Raw genomic sequence first — 21,018 nt, forward strand, 5'->3', positions numbered from 1 at the left:
GGCAGGTGCACCGCATGGGCAGGTGCACCGCATGGGCAGGTGCACCGCATGGGCAGGTGCACCGCATGGGCAGGTGCACCGCATGGGCAGGTGCGGAAGCGCATGATAATGCCGAACCGGCAAGACCCCACAAACGCGGCGGGCACGGGCGGAGAGGTCCGACCGACCGCGAAACGCCGGGAGAGCGCCATGTCCCTGTTCGCCAAGCTGCAGCGTCGCGCCGACGAGGGTCGCCCCGTCCGCGTCGGCCTGATCGGCGCCGGCAAGTTCGGCTCGATGTACCTGTCCCAGGCGCCCCGGACGCCCGGCATCCACCTGATCGCCGTGGCCGACCTGTCGCCGGACAGAGCGCGCCAGGCCCTGCGCCGGGTGGGCTGGGACGAGGCCCGCTTCGCGGCCCCGACCCTGGAGGAGGCCGCGCGGACCGGGGCGACCTGCGTCGGCGACGACGCCGACGCCCTAATCGCCAGCCCGTTCCTGGACATCGTGATCGACGCCACCGGCAGCCCGGCCGCCGGCATCCGCCACGTCCTTAAGGCCTGCGAACACCGCAAGCACATCGTGATGGTCAACGTCGAGGCCGACGTGCTCGCCGGCCCGCTCCTGGCCCGCCGCGCCGCGGAGGCCGGTGTGATCTACTCCATGGCCTCGGGGGACCAGCCGGCGCTCATCGCCGAGCTGGTCGACTGGGCGCGCACGATCGGCCTGGAGGTGGTCTGCGCCGGCAAGGGCACGAAGTACCTGCCGGCCTACCACGCCTCCACCCCCGACACGGTCTGGGGGCATTACGGCTTCAGCGCCGAGCAGGTCGCCGGCGGCGATTTCAACGCGCAGATGTTCAACGCCTTCCTGGACGGGACCAAGTCGGCCCTGGAGATGGCCGCGGTGGCCAATGCCTGCGGGCTGACCCCGCCGCGCGACGGCCTGGCCTTCCCGCCCTGCGGGGTCGACGACCTGCCCACGCTCCTGCGTCCGGTGGCCGATGGCGGGATCCTGACCGAGCGCGGCACCGTCGAAGTGGTGTCGTCGCTGGAGCGCGATGGGCGCCCGGTGTTCCGCGACCTGCGCTGGGGCGTCTTCGCGGTGTTCGAGGCGCCGAGCCGCTACGTGCAGGAATGCTTCGCGCAATACGGGCTGAAGACCGACGCCAGCGGCCGCTACGCCGCCACCTACAAGCCCTACCACCTGATCGGCCTGGAACTCGGGATCTCGGTGGCGTCCATCGCGGTGCGCGGCGAAGCCACCGGCGCCACCGGGGCTTGGCGCGGGGACGTGGCGGCCATCGCCAAGCGCGCCCTGAAGGCCGGCGAGCGCCTCGACGGCGAGGGCGGCTTCACGGTCTACGGCACGCTGATGCCGACGGCCGATTCGCTACGGGAGGACGCCCTGCCGATCGGTCTGGCGCACAACCTCCTTCTGACCAACGACATCCCGGCCGGCCATCCGGTCCGCTGGAGCGACGTGGCCTACGATGCGAGCCATCAGGCCATCCGCATCCGGCGCGAGATGGAAGCCGTGTTCCGCGCCGAGCTGGGTCTGGCGTCACCCGCACAACAGGTCGCTTGACCGACAGATAGGCCCGGCCGCTCCGGCGCGGCTGGGCGTCTGAGGATCGCACGGACACGGGATCGCGCTGACGTTCCCTGTCAGGCACTACGCCAGATCCTGAGGGTGGTTGGTTGTCTGCGACGGGAAAGGGCTAGGCCCTGCATCCGTCCTGTAACTTCGTAGGAATGGCGCGCCAGTCTGAACAAAAACGCGAACACTTATGTCATTGAGGTCGCGCGATAATTTTAAAGCCTAGCGGCTACCCGGTACGCCACTATCGGCGTGAGACATTACCAAGTCGCAACCCGCCCTCCGAAACCGGACGTTCCGCTTTGCGCCCATTCCGGACATTCGGCCACCAAATGGTATATCCCCTAAGCAGACCTTAGCACGGGGCTGTTAGCCTTTCGCGTTGGGTGCTTCGGCAGACCGCGGTCCTCGACACTACCAGCCACCTAAAAAGTCGGACCGAACGACCATCGGCGGCGTCGCGTTTCCCTATCATCCTACGGGCGAAGGGTGCGGCTGCCATGCGTATATTGAGGGGACCGTCTGAGCGCTCCGACCCTTGCCTGCCTGGGGCAATTCAGATGTAGGCTGACGCAAGAACCGGCGAGCCTTTGAGGGCGTGGGCGAGCACCTCCAGTCCGTGCGTAATCTGCTGCCGAGTCGAGGGGCCGCCGAGACAGAGACGCACCGCTTCCGGTGGCGGTCCCGCGACGCAAAACGGATCGCTGCCGATCACGCCGAGCCCTGCCGACCGGCCTTGGCTGGCGAAGGCCGAGCGCGTCCAGCCCGCCGGCAGCGTGATCCAGAGGTGGAACGCATGCGGATCGGCGGTGTAGGTCCCAGCCAGTAGCAGTGCGGTTGCGATACGCTGGCGTGCAGCCAATTCAGCGCGAACGAACTGCACGATAGCCTCCGCCGTGCCATCCATAATCCACCTCGTCGCCAAGGCCGTCGAAATCGGCGAGGCCATGACCGTGGCAGCACGCAGGGCGCCGCCCAGCGGCAGGGCGGAACGGGCGCATGGGGCTACCAGGAAGGCGAGCCGAAGACCGGCGCCCAGACATGGAGTTGACCCCGTTTGTGGTCCACGGCCTATGCAAATTCTCGGGCTGTTGGAGTTGACCCCGTTTGTGGTCCACGGCCTAAGCAAGTTCTTGGGCTGTGACAGCTTGGTTGGCGAAGGCTCAGAGCGTCAAGCCGCCCAGGGCCGTGTGGGGTCGATCTTCGTTGTAGTGGCACCTCCATTCCTCGATGCGCTCGCGGGCATCGGCCAGTGACAGGAACCACGAGGCGTTCAGGCACTCCACTCGGAGGCGGCCGTTGAACGACTCGATGTAGGCGTTGTCGGTCGGCTTGCCCGGTCGGGAGAAGTCGATCTCGACCCCGTTCAGGTAGGCCCATTGCCCGACGGTATCGGTGGCCGCAAACCCGGTCGATCGCCAGGAACAGGATCAGTTTGCCGTCCGCGTGGCGCGACTCGCACCTATCGATATGCGCGTAGCCGATCTCGTAGGTCTTGAAGCGTTTGCGTGCCTGCGCCGTCTCGGCTGCCGGAAGACGGCAGATGCCGTGCCGTTGCAGGGCCGAGCGGCTCAAGTTCGGGATCGTGTCGCGCAGACAGCCCAGGACATCGGCGAGCGGCAGCAGCGTCCGACCCCGGAACTCGACCACGATGGCTTCCTGGGCTGACGTCAGCACGGCACTCTTGGGCATCTTCCGCCCAATCGGAGCGTCGGTCGTCACCCCGCGCCCGCGCCATTTGGCGACCGTCTTCGGGGTCAGGTCATACGCCACGACAAGGGCGCGGCTACTTTCCTTCGACCTTTGGAGTTCGGCTCGTCCTTAGGCCGGCTCAGGATGAGGCACGCGGCGTCGTTCGGGCGCTACCGTGAAAAATTCCTGCCACGAAGAATTCCTGCCAGAGTACAACCTCCGCCTGACGCATCAGCGTCCATGATGCACCATCACACGTCGGGACTGTACACCCTGAGTTCGGCTGGAAGCATTGCGGGTGCGATGCGCCGGCGCGCAGTCCATTCCTCGCGAACGAACTTCACGAGGGCCTCGCTGTGCCAACCCTGGAGAAGGCGGGGGACCGACGCCTGCAAGGGGGGATCCGGATTCTCAGCGCAGGACGGCGCCCGGATCGAACCGGGCGCCTCGTCACAAGTCACCAGCGCTGATGCCAGCCGCCGCCGTGCCAGCCGACATGCCTGTAGCCGCCGTGCCATCCCCAGGGACGATGGAGGCCTACATGGCGATACCCACCCCATCGGTGCCAGCGCCGGCCGTACCAGCCAACCCGGCGGTAGCCGTAGAAGACCGGACGATAGACGACTGGGCGGTACACTATGTTCGGGCGGTAATATCCGTAGAATCCGCGGTGCCCTCCGATGCCGCAGCCGTCCCGTGCCTCGGCAGCCCCGGCGGTCGCAGCAATCGTACCAAGAGCGAGAACGGCCGCCCCAGCGATTTTCATCCGCATTGGCATCTCCTCTATTGTGATAGATGCTAAACAAGCATATCTACTTTGCGGTTGCGATTTTATTCTGAGATTTTTGTTTCCTATTATGTCGGGAGACGCTCATCTTGTTTCGCAATGTCAATGGCGAGGTGCCTGCCACGTCAGCCGAACTTGCTTGCCGTCCAGCGACCGCTGCAGGAAACAGGACCGGCGAGGTTCCAGCGCCCTGATCCGGCGGATGCTCGGAGTCGTCCCTTGACGGCGATGCTGGCCAGCCCGCTCTTGATCGAACCGACGATGCGGCCGTCGTCCGCGACCCGTCCGGAGGCGTTGGTCATGCTGCCGCCCGGGTCATCGACGGCGCCGTCACGAACGACGATAGGATATCGGTACGGCCCAGTGCAGCTGCCGCCATCGACGGTCGCGGAGACCGACCATCGCCCATCGAATTTGGTCTGAGCAGCGACTGGAGCTGGGGCGACGCACGCAATGGTCAAAGCCAGCGCGGAGATCTTCCAGTGGGGTGACATGGGCTCCTCTTCAGGACCGGCCCGTCAGGGGCGGCACGATGTCGTCGTCGTCCAGGGACAGATAGCGGACCATGAGTTCGCCCGTGGCCCGGGCCACGAAGTCCGCTATCGGCTCGCCGGCATGGGGCGGGATGAGTTCCGTCAAGCGCAGACCCCCGAGGGTCGCCATGAGTTCGGAACGTGCCATGCCGGACTCGACGGCTTCCTGGATGGCAAGCGCCTCGTATGCCTCCAAGGATATGCTCAGGCGCGTTGGCCCGGGTCGGTCGGCACACCCGGAAGAGGATCGGAGTCGATCCCAGGTTCGACCCGCTCCACAATGGGCGTATCCTTATAGGGCACGGAGGGCTCGTCCGGCCCGAGCGGCCGCTCGTCCGGAACCGGTCGCGACGGCGTCTCCGGAGAGATGTCACCTCCGGGATTGGGGTCAGGCATACCGGGATTGGCCATTCGTGAGATCCTCCAGGGCCATTCGTGATGGATCGCCTACGGGCCAGACGCGCGCCCGGAGCGGCACGACGCCCGGCCCTGCGGCCATGCCGGACCTGATCGGGGAAATTCTTATGGCCCGGCACACCGTCGAGGCCGTCTCGCCGCTCGCCTCGGGGAGTCCGTCGATAGCGGAAAGATATATCCGTCATGCCGGCGCTCAATGATGCAGATGCATCATTTTTAAGGGCAACGATTTGGTATAATCGAACGTGATGGCGACGCCCGAGTGTCCTGCCCCTGCAGCACCCGCCCAGGACTTAGAACTCGGTGGGTGCCCGGACCGGGCATCCGGCGAGTTCCTCGAAGTCCCCGCCGTAGCCGAGGGCGACAGCCTTCCAGAAGGCCAGGCGCTGGTCGGATGCGCGTTCCCGCAGGTAGCTGTTCAGGGCAGCCCGGACCTGTGCGGCGAGGGGGGAGGGATCGAACGGTAGGCCGACCTCCTCGGCATCGGGTGTCGGCGCAGTCAAGACAGACCCAAGGCCGTAGCGAGCCGCTCCCGCGCCCGGCTCACCCGGCTTTTCACTGTGCCGACCTGGCAGCCGAGGATGGCAGCCGCCTCCTCGTGCCGGAGCCCGTCCACCGTCACCAGCAGCAAGGTCTCGCGTTGGTCCTCGGGAAGGGTCTCCAGCGCGCCCTGCAACTCGGAGAGGGCGATCCGATGCTCTTGGTCGGGTGCCGATGACAGCGTACCCGCGATGGCCCCGTCAACGTCCTCGATCTCGCGCCGCATGCGCTGGCTTTGGTTCAGATGCGTGTTGCGGAGGATCGTGAACAGCCAAGCGATGAGGTTCGTGCCGTCCTCGAACCGGAACCGGTGTTCCCAGGCCTTGAGCAGAGTCGCCTGGACCAAGTCGTCCGCTTGGGCGGCGGCGGCCGTCCGCACCAGGGCGAAGCGGCGCAGGCGCGGCACGAGGGCGATGAGTTCGTCGCCAAACGATTTTGTGACCTGTCGTTCCGCCTCGGCGTCGAGTAAGGCGGCACGGAGGCGAAGCAAAACCTGGCCGAGCCGCGTATCGTCTTCGACCGCATCTATTTCAGGGATGAGCTCATTCAGTTGCCGTCCGATTGCATCCTGGACGTGACGGGGCAATCCCTCGATCGGCGAAGGTTCGTCAGAGATCGTTCTTAAGTACATGCAGGGGACTCGATCTTCATGCAGGCAACGACTGGTTGTATCCGCCCCTATACGGTGGAGATCACAAAAACGGTTCTGACTGATCGATCACGTTCACGTCAATGATCCAAATATACCAATCGATCGCTAGTCTGCACTGGAACCCTCCTGTGCGGTGGCCTGTTACGGCTTGGCTTGATTCAGGCATTGGGAGGGTGGTCGAAGGTGACGGTTGGCGTCGACAGGCATGAGCTTCGGCAGATCATCGCCGGCCTCACCGAAGGGGTGATCCTGGTCGAGCCCGACCAGTCCATTGCCTACGCCAACGAGGCTGCCCTCGCGATGCATGGCGCTGAGACTATCGACGAACTTGGCGGGACGGTTGACGCCTACCGCGAGCGTTTCGCGCTTCGCTACCGCAACAACCACACCCCGAACCAGTATCCGATGGAGCGCGTCGTCTCCGGCGAGCGCTTCCACGACGTCATCGTCGACGTGAAGCGGACCGACCGGCCCGACGTCGACTTCGTCCATTCCCTGCGCAGCCTCGTCGCGACCGACCATGAGGGCAATCCGAGCTGTCTCGCGCTCATCCTGAAGGACGTCTCGGACCAGTTCGAGGCCGAGGAGCGCTTCGAGGCCACCTTCAACGCCAACCCGGCCCCGGCGGTGATCTGCCGGCTCTCGGACCTGCGCCACGTCAAGGTGAACCTCGGCTTCCTGGAGATGACCGGATACACCCGCGACGCCGTGATCGGGCGCAGCGTCTACGAGGTCGACGTGCTGGCCGGCGCCCGGAGCCGGGACCTGGCGATCAACCGGCTTAACCAGGGCGCCACGATCCCGCAGATGGAGGCATGCCTCGACCTGCCGGACGGCGGCACCCGCTACGTCATCGTCGCCGGCCAGCCGATGGAGTTGGGCGACGAACCATGCATGCTGTTCACCTTCGCCGACCTGGACCTGCGCCGGAAGGCGGAGACGGCATTGCGCCAGAGCGAGGAACGGTTCGCCAAGGCGTTCCGCCTGACGCCCGTGCCCACCTTGCTGGCGCGCGCTGACGGCTTCGCGGTCACGAGCACCAACGAGGCCTTCACCCGGGTATTCGGCTACGGAACGGACAAGGTTTCCGGGCGCTCGCCAGCGGATCTCGGCCTCTGGGTCCACGATGCCGCCCGGATCAAGTTCGAGACGGCGGTGGCGCGCACCGGTTACGTCCTCGGCCTGGAGGTCTGCCTCAGGCACGAGGACGGCACCAACTTCGATTGCCTGGTCTCGGCCGAGCGCGTGGAGATCGGCACCGAGACCTTCGCCCTCATGGTCCTGCAGGACATCACCGAGCGCAAGCGCAGCGAGCGCGAGCTGTTCGAGGCCATCGAAGTGGTGATGGCCGACACCTCGTGGTTCAGCCGCGGGCTGATCGAGAAGCTCGCCAACCTGCGCCGGCCCGGAGCCGACCACCAAGACGGCATTGTCCCGAACGTCACAGTGCGCGAACGACAGATCCTGGACCTGATCTGCCAGGGGCTCGGAGACGACGCCATCGCCGGGCGGCTCCACCTTTCCAGGAACACGGTGCGGAACCACTCCGCGTCGCTCTACCGGAAACTCGGCGTCCACAAGCGCTCCGAAGCGATCGTCTGGGGCCGCGACAACGGTTTTCCGGCCTCTGGCCCTGGCAAATAAAAACCTGCCAACTGGTACATCTGCATCATTGTTCGGCGGGATCGGCGGGCCACCTGACGGTTGCGTCAATCGTCCAGGCTTTGGAGAGCACCGTGAACGCCCAGAAGACGACGGACAGCTCCGAAAAGATCAGAGGCTCGATCGCGGAAGCCATCGGAAAGTTGGTCGGCGACCCCAAAGTCGAGGCTGAGGGCAAGTCCCAGCAGAAATTACCGAAGTCCGCCGTGAAACCGGAGGCCACCCCTAAGCCGTAGCCTCGGTCAAGCGTCGCACCCGACGAACACTCTTCGAACTGGAAAAGGACACATCTTATGGTTGATACGGATCGGATCACAGGCGCTGCCAAGGAGCTCGGTGGCAAGGTGCAGGGCACGGTGGGCGACCTCACCGGTTCGAAGCGGGACTCGGTAGAGGGCCGCGCCCGCGAGGCTCAGGGTGCCGCCGAGAACCTGTACGGCCAGGCCAAGGACACCGTGCGCGACGCCGCGGAGACGGTAGCCGACACGGCACGCGACCTCGGCGGCAGGGTCCGCGACACGGTCGGCAGCCTGATCGGGTCCGACGACGTCGAGGACCGCGCGCGTCGCGCTCAGGGTGCTGCGAGCGACACCTACGAGCGCGGCGAACGCTACGTCCGCAATACCGGTCGCGATGTCTACGACCGCGCCGGGGACGCCTACGAGAACGGCAGCCGCTCGCTGCGCCAGGGCGGCCGTGAGGCCACCAGCCAGATCGCCGAGCACCCCATCGCCGCGCTGCTCGTCGCTGGCCTGCTCGGCTACGGCCTCGGCCTGCTCATCCACGGCCGCGACTGACCCCTTCGCGCCGCAACGGATCGGTTCGGCCGCGCGGGGACTGCGCGGCCGAACCTGATGGTTCCCTCCCCGCCCACCCTCTCGAACGACCGAACTTCTCGGACGACCGACGACCCGGAGTACCTGTACGTGTCCACTTCCCCCGTCATTCCCTCGACCGCGCTCGCGGCCTCGGCCGACACCCGCACCGTCCTGCTGAACCAGGTGTCTTGGGGCGCAATCTTCGCCGGTGCCGTCACTGCGCTGGTGACCCAGGTCGTCCTCAACATGGTCGGCGTCGGTGTCGGCCTGTCGAGCGTTAGCACCACAGCCGCCGACAACCCGGCCGCGTCGACCCTGTCCATGGGCGCCGGCATCTGGTTCTTAGCTTCCGGCATCGTCGCCTCGCTGGCCGGCGGTTTCCTCGCCGGAAGACTGTCGGGCAAGCCGGTGACCGGGGCTGCCGGCTTGCACGGACTGGTCTCTTGGGCGGTAACGACCCTGGTGGTGCTCTACCTGCTGACCTCGGCGGCCGGTGGCCTCATCGGCGGTGCCTTCTCGGGCGTGACCAGCACGCTCGGCGGCGCCGGCTCCCTCGTGGGCGGCACAGTGCAGACGGCGGCCCAGGCTGCTGCCCCCTCGCTGTCGAAGATCTCTAATCCCTTCGACGGCATCGAGCAGTCGGTTCGCAACCAAGCCGCCGGCCAGGATCCGCAGGCCGCCAAGGAGGCTGCCGTCGCCGCGATCCGCGCCATCTTCACGGGTGACGCGTCGCAGAAGGCACAGGCCGAGAACCGCGCCGCCGACGCGCTGGCCAAGGCCCAGGGCATCCCGGTCGATCAGGCCAAGACCCAGATCCAGACCTACGAGAAGCAGTACACCGAGGCCGTCGCCACGGCCAAGCAGAAGGCTGAGGCCGCCGCCGTCGTCGCCAAGTCGGCCGCCACCCAGGGCGCGTTCTACGGTGCGGTCGCGCTGATCCTCGGCGCCCTGGCGGGCTTCTTCGGCGGCCGCCTCGGCGCCCCGAAGCTCCACACCCTCGCCGCCAGCTACGACGCCCGTCGCGTCTGAATCGACCACCCCGGCCGGTCTCAACGACCGGCCCGAGCCTGAATATCCCCCCTCTCACATCGAAGGAGCCATCCCATGAGTAGCACCTCGGACAAGCTTAAGGGCCTCGCCAACGAGGCTGCCGGGAACGTCAAGCAGGCCGCCGGCAAGGTCACGGGCAACGATAAGCTGGTCGTCGAGGGCAAGGCCCAGGAGCTCAAGGGCGAGGCTCAGCGCACCGTCGGCGAGGCCAAGGACGGCATCGCCTCGGTCGTCGACAAGGTCACCGGCAAGCGCTGAACCGAAACGGCGGCGGGAACTCCTGTCGAGGTCCCGCCGCCTCGATCATCCTCGGATCCAGGAGTATCCCATGAACGGAGATCAGTTCCGCGGCGCGTCCCGACACCTCAAGGGTTGCGCGCAGACCGCCGTCGGCGGCATCACCGGTGATCCGGCCCGTCAGGTGCGCGGTGCCGTGAACCAAGTCGCCGGCGGCGCGCAGTATGCCTACGGCCGCGCACGCGACCGGGCTGAGGACCTCATCGAGGATGGACGTGACATCGCGCATGAGGTTCGGGATCGCGCCGGTGACCTGATCGAGGACGGGCGTCATCTCGTCGACGACGCGCGCGACCGGGCCGGCAACCTCATCTCGGACGGCCATGATCTCGCCCGCCACGCCCGTAAGCGCGGCACCACCTATGGCCGGCAGGCCGTGCGCTACGCCGACGACAACCGCACCTCCACCCTGCTCGGCCTCGCCGCCGTCGCCTTCGCGGTCGGTTGGCTGTCCCGTCGCCGGCGCTGAACCCGCAATCCTGGAGCCCGTCCCATGATCCGCAAGCTGATCACCGCCTTCGTGCTCCCGAAGGTCATCGCCTACGTCAGCCGCCGGCTCGGTCGTTGGTCCTCCGCGCCGACGAATCGTCGGGGCTACTGACCTTCCCGTCGCTGTCGAACCCCCTCCAGGATACCATCCACGATGAAGCTGACCCTCGCCCTCGCCGCCACCGTCGCCGCCACCTTGGTCGGCCTGCCGGCCTATGCGGCACCGCCCTCCGCCGCGCCCGTCGAAGCGCTGGTTCGCGGTGATCTGCCGACCCACTACGTCCAGTACAGGCGGATCGGTCATCGTCACGGCTGGCGTGGCGGGCGCGGCTACGGGCGGGGCTACGGCTATGGTCGGGGCTACGGCTACCGTCGCGGACCCGGGGTCGGCGCAGCCGTCGGCGCCGGCGTCGCCGGACTGGCGGCCGGCGCCATTATCGGTGGCGCCATCGCGAATTCGCAGGCTCAGGCCGCCCCGGTGGTGGTGCAGGGCGGACCCGATCCGGAAGCGGTCGCCGCCTGCGCCCGTCGCTTCCGCTCCTACGATGCCGCCAGCGGCACCTATCTTGGCAACGATGGCGACCGTCACCCCTGCCCGTGATCACCCGAACCACCGGGTCCGCCAGCGCGGCGGGCCCGGGTCCATGATGGCATAGCTCCCGGACGCCCGCGCGGATCCGTGGATGTCTCGTGTTGCCGACACCCCGCGGACATCCCCGACCTCGATCCGAAAGCTCGCCATCCATGCGCCCGTACCTTGCCGAGTTCATCGGCACCTTCGTCCTTGTCTTCTGCGGCTGCGGCTGCGGCTGCGGCAGCGCGGTGCTCGCGGCCGACCATAGCCGCCGGCCTCTACGGCTCGATGCGCGCCCTCGATCCGGTTCTCCAGATGCCCGAGCGGCAAGGTCTGCAGGCGCTGGCAGGCGAGACCGAACAGCGGATGGAGAAGGCCGGTATCAAGCCGACCGAGTTCTAGCCCCTCCCTCCCAAACCAGCCTGGCCCCAAGCCGGGTCAGATCCCGGTCGCCGGCACGGTGGCGGAGTCCCCGCGGGCGGACCTCCGTTCGATCCTCTTAACCGACAAGGAAAACCGATGAGCAAAGGCTATCCCTCGATGACCGCGCTGCTGGGCCTGTTGGCCGTGGCCGGCTACCAGAACCGCGACAAGCTCGCCGAGCTGCTGAGGGCCCCTGACGCCCCATTGTCCCCCTCGCTCAACCCGGGCCACGGCACTGTCCCGCCGATCCCGAACACCGCATCCCACACCAGCGCCACGGGTGGCATCGGCAATCTTGGCAACCTGTTTGGTGGTCTGGGCACGGCAGGCGTCGGCGGTCTGATCGCCAGCGGCTTGAGCGAACTCGTCGACCACTTCACCAAAGGGGGCCACGGCGAGACGGCGAACTCGTGGGTCAACCAGGGTGTCAACCGCGACATCCCCGAGGCCGACCTCGAACGCGCCATCGGCCCAGACACCCTCGACCACCTCACCCAGCAGACCGGCCTGAGCCGCAGCGCACTCCTGTCGCGCCTCTCGCGCGAGCTGCCCTCGGCCATCGACCGCTACGCCACCGACGGCCGCCGCCCGGCTTGAGGCCACGACGCGGCCGGTGCCTCAGGGCGCCGGCCGTACGAGACGCCGGGCGACGCCGCGCCGGGGTTCGATCCACCGCCTTTCCCCGACCTTGCGAGAACCCCATGGCCATCGACTATCGCTCCGAACTGCGCAGACCCTTGCCCTTCAGCCTCGCGGTCGTGGCCACCGTCCTGCTGATCTGGCTCATCGTCGCGTCCATCGCCGGCTCGCGCCAGCGTAGCGCCCGCGACCATCGCATCGAGGACCTGCAGGGCCAACAGACAGCGCTCCGGACCGACTTGGACCGGCAGATCTCGACCGCCGGCACTTTGAGCGCGTTGCAGGCCAAGATCGCCACCGCCCAACAGCAGGACCAACAGGCGAGCAAGGCGGCCGAGGCGGCGAAGTCCCGCGCCGCGACCCTGAACCAGGAGCAGCAGGCGGCCGAAGCCAAGGCGAGCGAGGCGAAGAAGGCGGCCGAGGCCGAGACGCAGAAGCTTACCGATCTACAATCCCAGATCACGCAAGCCGAGAGGAAGCTGTCCCCGTTGCGCGAGGCCATCGCCACCGCCGAGAAGGCCGCCGTCGACCGGACCCAAGATCTCGCCGAGGTCGGACGCCGCCTCGAGGACGCCCGGGTGCAGGAGGCCAAGCTGCGCGCCGATCTCGCGACCATGACCCAGGAGGCCACGGCCAAGACGGCCGACCTCGCCAAGGCCGAGGAGCGCCAGCAGAACGCCCGCGAGGCCGCCGCCGCCGCCCAGAAGGAACTGGCCGATGCCCGGACCGCGACCGAACAAGCCACCAAGCAGCGCACGGACACCGAGCAGGCCGTCGCAGCCCTGACCGCCAACAAGGACAAGCTCGCCGCCGAGGTCGAGCAGGCGAACCGCGATGCCCAGCAGGCCCGCGACGCCCTGGCGAACGTCCGCAAGGAACTCGCCGAGGCCCAGGCGCAGCGGGACCGCGTCGTGTCCGAGCGAGGCCAGGCAGAGCAGGCGCTACAGAAGCTCTCCGCCGACCGCGATGCCGACACGGCGGCCCTCGACGCCCTGCGCAAGCGCCAGACAGACGCTCAGGCCGAGCTGGCCACGCTGAGCGAGACGCTGGCCACCCGCAACAAAGAGGCGGCGGCCCTCGACGAGCGGCTGGCCGCGGCTCGGCAGGACTTGTCCGCCGCCCAGGCGAAGCTCGCAGAAACCCGCCAGCAGCTCGCCACCCCGCCGGCCGCGGTGCCGAGCCAGCCGGCTCGCTGAGACGACGGCGATCCACGCGGGCAACCACCCGCGTGGATCGACCATCCCGGGGCCATCGCACGTAAAGATCGCATCATGAACATCCGTATCCTTGCCTTGACGGCACTCGCCCTCGCGGGCCCCGTCTTCGTTTCCAGGCCCTCCGTGGCGCAGGTCGGACCTGAGATGGAGGCAATGCGAGCCAGTTGTGGGGGCGACTACCTGCGCCTGTGCGCCGGCATGAAGCCGGGCGGCCCCGAGGTGAAGGCCTGCTTCAAGCGCAATCGCCAGAACCTGTCGAAGGGCTGTTCGCAGGCCATCGCCGCCTACGAGCACTCCCGGAGCGGGGCGTCGGGTGAGGCCGACGACTGACCGACGGGACGAGGGAAACGGGCGCTTCGGCGTTGCCGAGGCCTGTTTTCCTCGCGCCTGAACCTGGTGCCCGGGCACCCGCTCCGACCGAACGAAGGCCCGATGCCCGGAAAAACGGGACAGGCGGCGCAGCGGCATAGGAAAACGAGAACGGTATGCTGACCCGCCTGAGCCGCGCCTTCCTTCGGGTATTCCCCGCCCTCGTTTTGGTCGTCGTGGGGCTGCTCGCCGCCCTGTTCCGTCGGCGTGGCGTGCCCCGAGCGAGCGCGACGACGCCCATTCCGGCTTCTACGAAGCCGGCGATGCCGCCGGTACGACGTCGCGGAGCGGCGATCGCGCTCCTTGCCCTCGTCCTCGGGATCGGGCTGGTCCTGGCCGTGAGCGATGGCGACGGCGCCCTCAGGCGGATCGTGTCGCGGCTTCAGGCGTCGCTCGGCGAGGGCCCGCGACCGGTGGCGGCCCTCTCGCCGACGGATGTCGGCATCGGCCGAGGAAACACTTCGGATGCGGTCGCTCCGGTTGGTTCCGTTGGCCAGGGCTTCGCGACGGATCCCGGAACGTCGGGTCAGGGCGAGCCAACCTTCGACACCGTGCGCGTCGAGCCCAACGGGGAACTCGTCGTAGCCGGACAGGCGCCAACGAACACCACCATAGAACTGCTGGTCGATGGCAAGGCCACGGCGAAGGTGGTCGCCGATGCGAACGGTTGGTTTGCCGTCGTCCCCCCGGCGCTCCCGGCCGGCAACAGCGAAATTGGTCTCCGGGTGACCGATGGAAGAGGCTTCGTTCGCCAATCGCGGGACAGCGTCGCGGTGGCGGTTTCCCCGTCGCACGATGCCAAGCCGCTGGTGGCCCTGACATCGCCCGACAAGCCGACCGTGGTGCTGTCGCAGCCAGGCTCGTCGCAGGCGGCGACCCGCGCGGTTCCCGACGCCAAGTCCCCACCACGGACGATGACGGGCACAGCGTCCCCACACGTCCTGGGCTCCCGCGAGGCCCCTTCGGCCGCTGGCGCTTCGACCGCCGCCGTCGCCAAGGATGCCTCCCGATCCAGCCGAACGGGGGACGGCGGCGATGCCGGTTCGGGGGGCACGGGGCAAGCCTCGTCCGACGGGGCCAAGCCCGCCTCCTCGGATACACCAGTGTCTCCGCCGTCGGGGAAGGCGGTCGCGGAAGGATCGGGGGATGCCGCGATCAAGATCGTCAGCGTCGATGTGCAGGAAGGCGGACGGCTTTACGTCAGCGGTCAGGCCGGGGCCGGAGCGACCGTGCGCTTCTACCTCAACGACACCCTGATCGCCCCCGCCAGGGTCGGCCGCGACGGCACCGTGACCTTCACCATCGGCAGAGGCGTCAAGCCGGGAGCCTACAAGGTCCGTCTCGATCAGGTCGATACTGCGTCGGGCAAGGTCCGCAGCCGCGCGGAGGTGCCTTTCTCCGTTCCGGAGGTCGCTCGGAGCGCCGGTACGAACGGTTCGCGCGTGGCACCATCCGCGACGGCCGCCGACAAGGAGGACGGCGGGACGATGGCATCGAACGCGCAGCATCCGACACCTCCCTCGCCGGCGACGGCGTTGAGCCAGAGCCAGGGCGCGGGTGCCGCGGACGGGCCGCGAAATGCCATCCCCGGCCCACCCCAGGAGCTGACATCCTCGGGGCCCGCGCGCGATCCACTCGGATCCGTGCCTGAGGCCGCCATCGTCTTCGTCCCGGAGGTGAGGACAGCCCGGATCGAGCGCGGCGACAGCCTTTGGGCGATCAGCCGGCGGACGTATGGCGAAGGCGACCGTTACACAGCGATCTACGACGCGAACCTGGATCAGATCCGCGACCCGGACCTGATCTATCCCGGCCAAGTCTTCGTGCTGCCGAGCGAGGACGCCATCGATGCCGTGCAGAACGGGAAGCGCGGCTGAGGGAGATGCAACCATGACCAAGTTCACCAAGACCGTAACCTATGCGGTAGTGGTCGCGGCATTATCAATACTTGTCGTCATCGTCGTGCAAACGACCAGTATGTTGACGGGATCACCCCGCTGATATGGTGGGATCGACTTCTGCGGCGGCCCCGCCGAAACAGGCCATCCGATGTTTTTATTACGCATTCCAGAAAAGCGTTGGGCGCTAAAACACAATCAACGCTCCAAATTTATAACATCCTGCAGAAATTGAATATCAAATTGCCGGCCGCAAAATATTGATAGCTTGTTTTGGAACATGTTAGATTGCTTCAGACAAGAATTTGCGTCAAAGCCTAGCGTGTTTCAAGTTTAAGAATTTAAGATATCTTCAAGAAGGTGGCTATCAGTACTTGGCACACACCGCGCCGAGTCTTTGGACTCAGACACATGGAAGGTCCGGTTCCTTAGATTCAGACGCTTAAAGCGGACGTGCTGCTATCGGCCAGCCTCAGCCATCGTACCGGGCTTCGAAGCATAGCTACACCGCCTATGCCAATGGTGCTCTTCATCGGCGTGCTGGACGGTGGCAGCGTCACCTTGTAGGCATCCGCGGCGAATGCAGAACTATTGCACTAGACGAGGTTGATCCCTTGAACGACGGTAGCCAGGAGGAACCACCGACGGTCTATCTCGACGTGGACGGCGTTGTGACGACCGTCGGCTATCAACGGCGTGTCGGCAAGGATAGGCTCAACCCGGCCCAGGTCGCACTCGTCGCCAGTCTCGTAAGAGAGTTCGACGCTAGGGTGGTCGTGTCATCAACTTGGCGCGTCGAGGATTGCCGTCCGGCCCTGATCGAAGCCGGGCTTCCCGAGACCTGCTTTCACTCCGACTGGCGGACCGCCATTCTGCCAACAAGCCGAGATGCCAAGACCGGCGCCATGCTCCCCGCCGAACAGGCTGGGCGCGGCAACGAGATCAACGAGCACGCAACCCGTAACCGCATTACAGATTACCTCGTCCTCGACGACGTCGAGGTCGGTCCCGTTCACGCGGCTCGGCACGTCCGACCTATGGCGGAGTTCGGCTTGAGCGAAGCCGATGGGGTTCTAGCTCGGAGCCTGCTGGCCGAGATGGAAGACCTCCGCAGGACCCGTGGATTGGAGAAAATTCACACCCCACGCATGTAAATTTATGCTCCTGTATGGATTGAAGTTTCTGGAGGCTCGGGTCATTCCATGACAGTGGAGTGACATCCGCGTCACGCTGCCCCCGACATCGACAGGGTCACTTCGACCTTCGCCGGACCTACCCGTCCGGTCCATCCTCGACACCGCACTTGTGCGGCTGCTGAGCGCGTGTCGCATCGGATATTCGACTGGCGGGGGGAGTGGGTGCGATGTTTGGTTTTAGGCCCCAGAAGAAAACGTTCAGCCCCTCGCTCGTTGCCCTCGGCATCAAGGAACGGTCGGCCACGAGGGCGTATGACATGCTCCTCGCCATGGGCTGGTCCGAAATTGGTTTCGGATACCATGGTACTGTCCACGCCCATCCGGACCACCCTGACGTCGTCGTACGCTTTGCCCGCAAGGCCGACGGTTTCGGCGATTATGTGACCCTGCTCCGCGAAGGTTTCGCAGGATCGGATGGACCGCATGCGCCGCGGATCCATGACATGCATGTCAGCCGCTGTGGCGCGCTGATGACCGTGGGAACACGACTGACCAATCCTGCACGCGACGTCTGGTGGTTGGCTTACGCCCACGCCGTCATCGCAGATCATCCGGGCATCACTATGGATGAGGGCGTGCGCGACCGGTTCAGAGCCGAATGGCCGGCGCACGAACCTCGTGTCGATCATTCGAGCTTCGACGGCATCCGCGAGGCGTTCAGAGCCTCGTGGCCCGAATATGAAGCCTTTGTCGCCAACCTGCGGGCCGTGTCGCCGCAGGGGCTTGACCCAAATATCGGCAATGTTCTTGTCGGGAGCAATGGCAGCCCTGTTGTAAACGATCCGCTGTGCGACGACGGATACGGCTTATGGCGCTCGCCGCTCTCCCGTGTGCTGAGCCGCTCTGCAGATATGCTGCGCCGGCTGGTGGGCAACGCACCCAGCAAAGCACCCGTCCTCGCCTGATCGCGGCAGAACGTCTTCGGGCGAGCGGGCCCATGAGACCGGCAACGGACAGTCGGGCTTTCGAACGCTTACTGAACTTTCGGTCAGGCGTGCATTTCTGCTTCAAGCCGTGCATTGCCGAAAACCGGACGGGCCGCTTTCGGCCAACTCCGGCCGGCCGCTTTACGCCCATATGGGTCATTCAGAGAACTTTGGCCGCTTCTCCATAGCGGACATTCCGCGCAACGGCTGCCTCACCCCGGCGATTAATATACGAGCACGTTCTGGAACTACCACAGACCTCAAAGACGTCTTGATTGGGCCGCGCACCCTTCGGAGATGATCCTCGAAACGATTATGCCGAAGCGATGAGGTCTGATCGGATCGTGGAAACCGGCGATCCGGCAGCTGATGAATGGGCTTCGATGTCCCGGACATCCTCCAGGCCGGGGTGAGCGGCGACCGGCGAGACGACGAGGCTGGCCAGGCCGAGCCACGAAGCCGTCAGCCGAAGCTCCCCTAGCAGCCGCTCCGCGGTATCGGCCGGCGCATCCGGCTCGACGTGGGCACGCTGGACGACCAGGGCGCCGACCTTCCGGTCCGCCTTCAGGTCCACGCGGGCGACGAGCGCACCGTCCATCAGGAAGGGGAGCACGTAGTAGCCGTGCTCGCGCTTGTGGGCGGGGGTGTAGATCTCGAGGCGGTACCGGAAGCCGAACAGCCTCTCCGTCCGCGGGCGGTGCCAGACGAGTGGATCGAAGGGCGAGAGTAGCGCGGAAGCGCCGAGCCTGCGCCCGGGCTTCGCATCGCGGTGCAGATAGGCCTGATGCCGCCAGCCGCGGACATGCACGGGGACGAGCGTACCATCCTCGATCAGCTGCTCGATGGCCGGGACCGCGTCCGCCGGCGGGATCCGGTAGTAGTCGCGCAGATCGTGCGCCGTCGCGATACCGAGCGCCTTCGCGGAACGCGCGAGGAGCGCCCTTCGGGCATCGACGCCGGTCGGCGTCGGAATTTCGAGAACGGCACGGGGCAGAGCCCGCTCCGGAAGGTCGTAGACGCGCTCGAAGCTGCTCCGACGATGCGTCGAGGCCACCTGTCCCGACCAGAACAGCCATTCGAGCGCGTGCTTGGCGTCGCTCCACTCCCACATGCCCTTCGCGGCCCTGCCGCCGGCGACGTCCGAGGCAGCCAGCGGCCCCTCCCTCTCGATCCGAGCGAGGAGAGCGTCTGCCTCGGCTCGCTTCTCGCCCGCGAAGGGCTCGAGCCGCTGCCAGACGCCCCGACCGCGGAGTGCGCGGGCCATGCGCCAGCGCAGCAGGGGCTGGATGTCGACGGGCAGAAGGGATGCCTCGTGCCCCCAGTACTCGAAGAAGCGCTTCGGCCGGGCGACCGAGACCGCGTCGAGCAGGTCGCGATCGTACGGCCCCAGGCGTGAGAACAGCGGCAGGTAGTGGGCGCGCGCCAGGACGTTCACGCTGTCGATCTGCAGCAGGCCGAGCCGGCCGATCGCCGAACGGATCCGCGCCGCGCCGACGGCGCCGCCCCGGGACGTCGCGTCGAAGCCCTGGGCGGCGAGTGCGATGCGCCGAGCTTCGAGTGCGCTCAGTTCCGTCTTCAGGTCCGTGTCTCCGTGGCGGCTGCGATGGCGTCGATCGAGACCATACGCTTCGCTCCTCCCGCCCGCGACGGGATCGACCCGCCTTGCTTCGATCGGCTCCTGAACAATTGCTGCACCGCACAGTTGAAGCGTGATGCGCCGACCCGGCGCACGACGCTTCGTTCCTTTCCGCAGGGCGACCTCATGCTTGAGGCCCGCCTGCCACCGGCCGGGAACGACGCCGCCCGTTTCGGCGATGGAGAGGCAGCGGCTGTCGACGGCCCCTGTTCCTCCATCGCCCTCCCGAAGCTCCATCCCGACCCACATCGAACGGAGAGCCCCATGAGCATCGCATCCGCACTCGGCCTGACCTCGGGCAAGAAGATCCGCTACGCCTTTGTCGCCCTCGGGGACATCACCCAGGAGGCGATGCTGCCGGGCGTCGAGCACACCGGCAACTCGGAAGTGGTGGCCTTCGTCACGGGCGATTACGAGAAGGCCCGTCTGGTCGGCGAGAAGTACGGCGTCTCCGACACCTACTCCTACGAGCAGTTCGACGAGCTTCTGGCGTCCGGCAAGATCGATGCGATCTATCTCGCGACCCCGAACTGGCGCCATACCGAGTTCGCCGTCCCCGCCCTGAAGGCCGGCATCCACGTGCTGGTGGAGAAGCCGCTCGAGATCTCGACCGCGAAGTGCCGGGAGATCCTCGACGCGGCCAAGACCTCCTCCGCCAAGCTGATGGTGGCCTACCGCCTGCATTTCGAGCCCGGCACCCTGGCGACCGTCGACCTGATCCGGTCGGGCAAGCTCGGCGAGCTCCTCACGTTCTCCTCGACCTTCACGCAGATGGTCTCGCCGGAGAACCACCGGGCCAAGAACGGCGTCGAAGCCGGCCCGATCTTCGACATGGGTCCCTATCCGGTGAACGCAGCCCGGTACGTGTTCGGCGACGAGCCGATCGAGGTGGTCTCGGCGGTCGGCGTGCGCCATCCGGAGGCGGGCCTGGGCGACTTCGACGACACGGTCGCGGTGACCCTGCGCTTCCCGGGCGATCGTCTCGCCCAGTTCGTGCTCTCCTACTGGGGCAACACGCTCGACACCTACGCGGTGGTCGGCACCAAGGGCAGCGTCGAGGTGAACCCCGGCTACATGTACGGCAAGCCGATCGAGCACGTCGTCACCATCGGCGAGACGAAGTCCCACGAGAGCTTCAAGAACACCGACCACTTCGGCGGCGAGCTCAAGTACTTCTCCGACTGCATCCTGAACGACAAGGAGCCGGAGCCGGACGGCGAGGAGGGCTACGCGGACGTGCGCGTGCTGGAGGGGATCGTCCAGGCGCTGCAGACCAAGGCCGCGGTGACGCTGGAGCCGTTCACGCGCTCGAAGCGGATCGATACTGCCGCCCAGCGGGAGACGCTCCGCGCGCAGAAGTCGCCCGAGCTCGTCAACACGTCGAACCCGGGCAAGGACAAGGAGAAGGTCCCCGCAAACTGACGTCGGCCGCGGCCCTCATCGTCGCCGACGCTCCCGGGCTTTGACTCGCCGACCGCGCTTTCATGGCGGGGTTCGGCCTACCTTCGACCGGAAGGCTCGGCGGCGGGGTCGGCCCGGATGTTCGAGGTTGACAACCGTTCTCGTGATCCTTGCCTCGGAGGCTCGACCCGACCGCATCGCGCGGGCCCCAAACGCTGCGTGTC

Annotated in this window: 21 protein-coding genes and 3 pseudogenes; 15 read left to right on the plus strand and 9 right to left on the minus strand. The window is 66.8% G+C overall.

Annotation, left to right across the window (positions count from 1 at the left end; genetic code table 11):
• The first annotated feature begins 189 nt into the window (after nucleotides 1-189).
• On the plus strand, nucleotides 190-1,566 hold the full coding sequence (locus tag AC0IY0_RS26500) for an NAD(P)H-dependent oxidoreductase (RefSeq protein ID WP_471766169.1): 1,377 nt from the start codon (nucleotides 190-192) through the stop codon (nucleotides 1,564-1,566).
• 568 nt (nucleotides 1,567-2,134) lie between these two features.
• Here AC0IY0_RS26500 and AC0IY0_RS26505 read toward each other — a convergent pair.
• The 8 genes and pseudogenes from AC0IY0_RS26505 to AC0IY0_RS26540 all read right to left on the minus strand — a co-directional run.
• A pseudogene (locus tag AC0IY0_RS26505) lies at nucleotides 2,135-2,632 on the minus strand (PLP-dependent aminotransferase family protein); the annotation flags it as partial.
• Between the two features lie 109 nt (nucleotides 2,633-2,741).
• Nucleotides 2,742-2,960: pseudogene (locus AC0IY0_RS26510) on the minus strand (integrase core domain-containing protein); the annotation flags it as partial.
• 7 nt (nucleotides 2,961-2,967) lie between these two features.
• Nucleotides 2,968-3,463 (minus strand): annotated as a pseudogene (locus AC0IY0_RS26515) (transposase family protein); the annotation flags it as partial.
• 264 nt (nucleotides 3,464-3,727) lie between these two features.
• Complete coding sequence (locus AC0IY0_RS26520) at nucleotides 3,728-4,042, minus strand: GCG_CRPN prefix-to-repeats domain-containing protein (protein WP_471766170.1); 315 nt, start codon at nucleotides 4,040-4,042, stop codon at nucleotides 3,728-3,730.
• A gap of 140 nt (nucleotides 4,043-4,182) precedes the next feature.
• Nucleotides 4,183-4,551 carry a hypothetical protein gene (locus AC0IY0_RS26525; protein ID WP_471766171.1) on the minus strand — a complete coding sequence of 123 codons (369 nt, stop codon included), beginning with the start codon at nucleotides 4,549-4,551 and terminating at the stop codon, nucleotides 4,183-4,185.
• Nucleotides 4,552-4,561: 10 nt separating this feature from the next.
• On the minus strand, nucleotides 4,562-4,738 hold the full coding sequence (locus AC0IY0_RS26530) for a hypothetical protein (RefSeq protein ID WP_187193456.1): 177 nt from the start codon (nucleotides 4,736-4,738) through the stop codon (nucleotides 4,562-4,564).
• 562 nt (nucleotides 4,739-5,300) lie between these two features.
• Complete coding sequence (locus AC0IY0_RS26535; protein ID WP_147910241.1) at nucleotides 5,301-5,510, minus strand: hypothetical protein; 210 nt, start codon at nucleotides 5,508-5,510, stop codon at nucleotides 5,301-5,303.
• On the minus strand, nucleotides 5,507-6,178 hold the full coding sequence (locus AC0IY0_RS26540) for a sigma-70 family RNA polymerase sigma factor (RefSeq protein ID WP_419828876.1): 672 nt from the start codon (nucleotides 6,176-6,178) through the stop codon (nucleotides 5,507-5,509). Before AC0IY0_RS26540 ends, AC0IY0_RS26535 begins: the two co-directional genes overlap by 4 nt.
• Before the next feature lie 204 nt (nucleotides 6,179-6,382).
• Between AC0IY0_RS26540 and AC0IY0_RS26545 the strand changes: the two genes are divergently transcribed.
• The 13 genes from AC0IY0_RS26545 to AC0IY0_RS26605 all read left to right on the plus strand — a co-directional run bounded on the left by AC0IY0_RS26545 (nucleotide 6,383) and on the right by AC0IY0_RS26605 (nucleotide 17,736).
• A complete protein-coding gene (locus AC0IY0_RS26545) occupies nucleotides 6,383-7,843 on the plus strand; it encodes a helix-turn-helix transcriptional regulator (protein WP_471766172.1) in 1,461 nt (486 codons plus the stop codon).
• A gap of 92 nt (nucleotides 7,844-7,935) precedes the next feature.
• Entirely contained in the window at nucleotides 7,936-8,097 is a 162-nt protein-coding gene (locus tag AC0IY0_RS26550) for a CsbD family protein (RefSeq protein ID WP_419828874.1), read from the plus strand.
• Between the two features lie 57 nt (nucleotides 8,098-8,154).
• Entirely contained in the window at nucleotides 8,155-8,658 is a 504-nt protein-coding gene (locus AC0IY0_RS26555; RefSeq protein WP_147910237.1) for a CsbD family protein, read from the plus strand.
• 129 nt (nucleotides 8,659-8,787) lie between these two features.
• Complete coding sequence (locus AC0IY0_RS26560) at nucleotides 8,788-9,708, plus strand: PhnA-like protein (protein WP_471766173.1); 921 nt, start codon at nucleotides 8,788-8,790, stop codon at nucleotides 9,706-9,708.
• A gap of 75 nt (nucleotides 9,709-9,783) precedes the next feature.
• Complete coding sequence (locus tag AC0IY0_RS26565) at nucleotides 9,784-9,987, plus strand: CsbD family protein (protein WP_419828872.1); 204 nt, start codon at nucleotides 9,784-9,786, stop codon at nucleotides 9,985-9,987.
• A gap of 70 nt (nucleotides 9,988-10,057) precedes the next feature.
• Nucleotides 10,058-10,495, plus strand: coding sequence for a CsbD family protein (locus AC0IY0_RS26570; protein ID WP_471766174.1), 438 nt, complete (start codon nucleotides 10,058-10,060; stop codon nucleotides 10,493-10,495).
• A gap of 174 nt (nucleotides 10,496-10,669) precedes the next feature.
• On the plus strand, nucleotides 10,670-11,116 hold the full coding sequence (locus tag AC0IY0_RS26575) for a BA14K family protein (protein ID WP_147908391.1): 447 nt from the start codon (nucleotides 10,670-10,672) through the stop codon (nucleotides 11,114-11,116).
• Between the two features lie 492 nt (nucleotides 11,117-11,608).
• A complete protein-coding gene (locus AC0IY0_RS26580; protein ID WP_147908390.1) occupies nucleotides 11,609-12,109 on the plus strand; it encodes a YidB family protein in 501 nt (166 codons plus the stop codon).
• A 104-nt stretch (nucleotides 12,110-12,213) separates the two neighbouring features.
• Entirely contained in the window at nucleotides 12,214-13,347 is a 1,134-nt protein-coding gene (locus tag AC0IY0_RS26585) for a chromosome partitioning protein ParA (protein ID WP_471766175.1), read from the plus strand.
• Nucleotides 13,348-13,422: 75 nt separating this feature from the next.
• Entirely contained in the window at nucleotides 13,423-13,698 is a 276-nt protein-coding gene (locus AC0IY0_RS26590; RefSeq protein ID WP_147938798.1) for a hypothetical protein, read from the plus strand.
• A 452-nt stretch (nucleotides 13,699-14,150) separates the two neighbouring features.
• Complete coding sequence (locus tag AC0IY0_RS26595) at nucleotides 14,151-15,614, plus strand: LysM peptidoglycan-binding domain-containing protein (protein ID WP_246692066.1); 1,464 nt, start codon at nucleotides 14,151-14,153, stop codon at nucleotides 15,612-15,614.
• Between the two features lie 635 nt (nucleotides 15,615-16,249).
• The gene (locus tag AC0IY0_RS26600; RefSeq protein ID WP_147908387.1) at nucleotides 16,250-16,789 is read left to right on the plus strand and encodes an HAD domain-containing protein; all 540 of its coding nucleotides are present in this window, start codon (nucleotides 16,250-16,252) and stop codon (nucleotides 16,787-16,789) included.
• A gap of 299 nt (nucleotides 16,790-17,088) precedes the next feature.
• Nucleotides 17,089-17,736 (plus strand): hypothetical protein, encoded by a 648-nt coding sequence (locus AC0IY0_RS26605; protein WP_147908386.1) that lies wholly within the window; start codon nucleotides 17,089-17,091, stop codon nucleotides 17,734-17,736.
• 334 nt (nucleotides 17,737-18,070) lie between these two features.
• Here AC0IY0_RS26605 and AC0IY0_RS26610 read toward each other — a convergent pair whose 3' ends face one another.
• Entirely contained in the window at nucleotides 18,071-19,336 is a 1,266-nt protein-coding gene (locus AC0IY0_RS26610) for a winged helix-turn-helix domain-containing protein (RefSeq protein WP_471766181.1), read from the minus strand.
• Nucleotides 19,337-19,657: 321 nt separating this feature from the next.
• Here AC0IY0_RS26610 and AC0IY0_RS26615 point away from each other — a divergent pair, with 321 nt between their 5' ends.
• Nucleotides 19,658-20,815, plus strand: a complete 1,158-nt coding sequence (locus AC0IY0_RS26615) for a Gfo/Idh/MocA family protein (protein ID WP_471766176.1) — start codon at nucleotides 19,658-19,660, stop codon at nucleotides 20,813-20,815.
• Nucleotides 20,816-21,018: the final 203 nt, after the last annotated feature.

It is taken from the genome of Methylobacterium sp. AC315 (assembly GCF_979253755.1).